Annotated in this window: 3 protein-coding genes; 1 reads left to right on the top strand and 2 read right to left on the bottom strand. The window is 54.3% G+C overall.

The genetic code is table 11. The features are described from left to right. Positions 1–115: 115 nt before the first annotated feature. Positions 116–409, bottom strand: a complete 294-nt coding sequence (locus tag CW742_RS12570; protein WP_292420876.1) for a nucleotidyltransferase family protein — start codon at positions 407–409, stop codon at positions 116–118. Between the two features lie 126 nt (positions 410–535). Between CW742_RS12570 and CW742_RS12575 the strand changes: the two genes are divergently transcribed. Next, a complete protein-coding gene (locus CW742_RS12575; protein ID WP_292420878.1) occupies positions 536–1,069 on the top strand; it encodes a nucleotidyltransferase domain-containing protein in 534 nt (177 codons plus the stop codon). A gap of 102 nt (positions 1,070–1,171) precedes the next feature. Here the strand turns inward: CW742_RS12575 and CW742_RS12580 are convergent, their stop codons facing one another. Continuing rightward, positions 1,172–1,399, bottom strand: a complete 228-nt coding sequence (locus CW742_RS12580; protein WP_342764885.1) for a type II toxin-antitoxin system HicA family toxin — start codon at positions 1,397–1,399, stop codon at positions 1,172–1,174. Between the last annotated feature and the right edge of the window lie 136 nt (positions 1,400–1,535).

Raw genomic sequence — 1,535 nt, forward strand, 5'->3', positions numbered from 1 at the left:
CACGGTTCCTTTGCATCTATTGCATCAAGATCGGCGATTAACCTCCGGTGCTGATAATCTGTAATGCAACCTGCACCGGTTTTTTCAGACGATTTACCGGAAGGAGGGGGTATTTTCATACGGTCCCGCGGTCCCGCATGACCTTGTCCCGCATTTCACCGGTCAATGCTCTTTTGCTGACAAGATCGATCTTCGTGCCGATGGAATCCTCCAGGTATTGCCAGAGGCCGATATAGGTGACGAGATCTGCCTGGTCCCCGAATTCCACGAGGAGATCGATATCGCTCAGGCTGTCCTCCTCTTCCCGTGCGACCGAGCCGAACAGGCTGATCTCCTTTATGTCATACTTCGCTGCGAGTTCCGGTTTCAGGCGTTTCAGCTGCCGTAGGACGTCGCTCTTTGTGGCCATGAGTTCTTACGATGATTTGTGCCCGGTCGGGGGATAATCGTTTCGCCGGGTCCGGGACCGCCACCTTTATCCTTCATTGGCACAATTATGTTCCATGTGGAACAGAATCTTTCCAATGAGATCGTAATGCTCCTGTTACGGGAAGATCTCCACCCGAGGGCAATCGCCGAGAAACTGGGGACCAACCACATGACCGTGAGCCGGAAACTCCGGGAACTCAGGGAAGACAACTGCGTTGATTTCCGGACAGAGGGGAAGAACAAGGTCTTCTTCGTAAAGAAAACCCTCGAAGGCAGGAATGCGGCAGCCACCGCCGAAATCTACCGGCAGTCGCAGGCGGCCCGTAAGTATCCCGTCCTCCGGGGAATATTCCGGACAATCCAGGATGAACCGGGTATTCAGCTCGCGATCCTGTTCGGGAGCTATGCGAAGGGCTTTGCGACACGGAACAGCGATATCGATATTTTCATCGAAACGCCCGACGCATCCCTGAAAAATCAGCTGGAACAGCGGAACTCTTCGCTTTCCGTGAAGATCGGCGGGTTCGATTTGGAGAGCCCGCTCATACGGGAGATCATTAAGGACCATGTCATCATCAGGGGAGTCGAGGCATACTTTGAGAAGACCGGATTTTTCCGGGAGCGACAGGGAGCGGCATGAGATCCCGGAAGAATACCGGAAGCGATGGATCCGGAAGATGGCAACCGTACAGGGATTGCCGTTCAGCAAATTCTAAAAAAGAGATACTGGTGAAGGAACAGTTCAGGAATCTCCGAGCCATTCCTCCCGCGATATCCCGGCCTGCCTGATGATGCGTACCAGGAGATCGGGACTTATCTCATTCCGGTGGGGATTCGGGAGGGTCAGGACGAGATCGCCCTTTACCATGTACGGGTGTTTTCCGCCCTGAAACGGTCCGTCGAATCCGAAGGCCTTCAGTCTCCGCACTAGATCGGGCCAGGAAAGCGGTGTGATTTTATGCGTTGACACGCTGCTCCATCCGGGTTACTTCTTCGATGGTGCAGTTGTCAATCGGGGGTATCGGGAGGCCGCGGCGGAGCCGGACAATAAGCCAGCCGTCGATCACTTCTACCACTGGCTCTTATACCAATATAACCCTTCCGGA

The organism is Methanoregula sp. (assembly GCF_002835825.1).
In the GTDB taxonomy this organism is placed as follows: Archaea; Halobacteriota; Methanomicrobia; order Methanomicrobiales; family Methanospirillaceae; genus Methanoregula.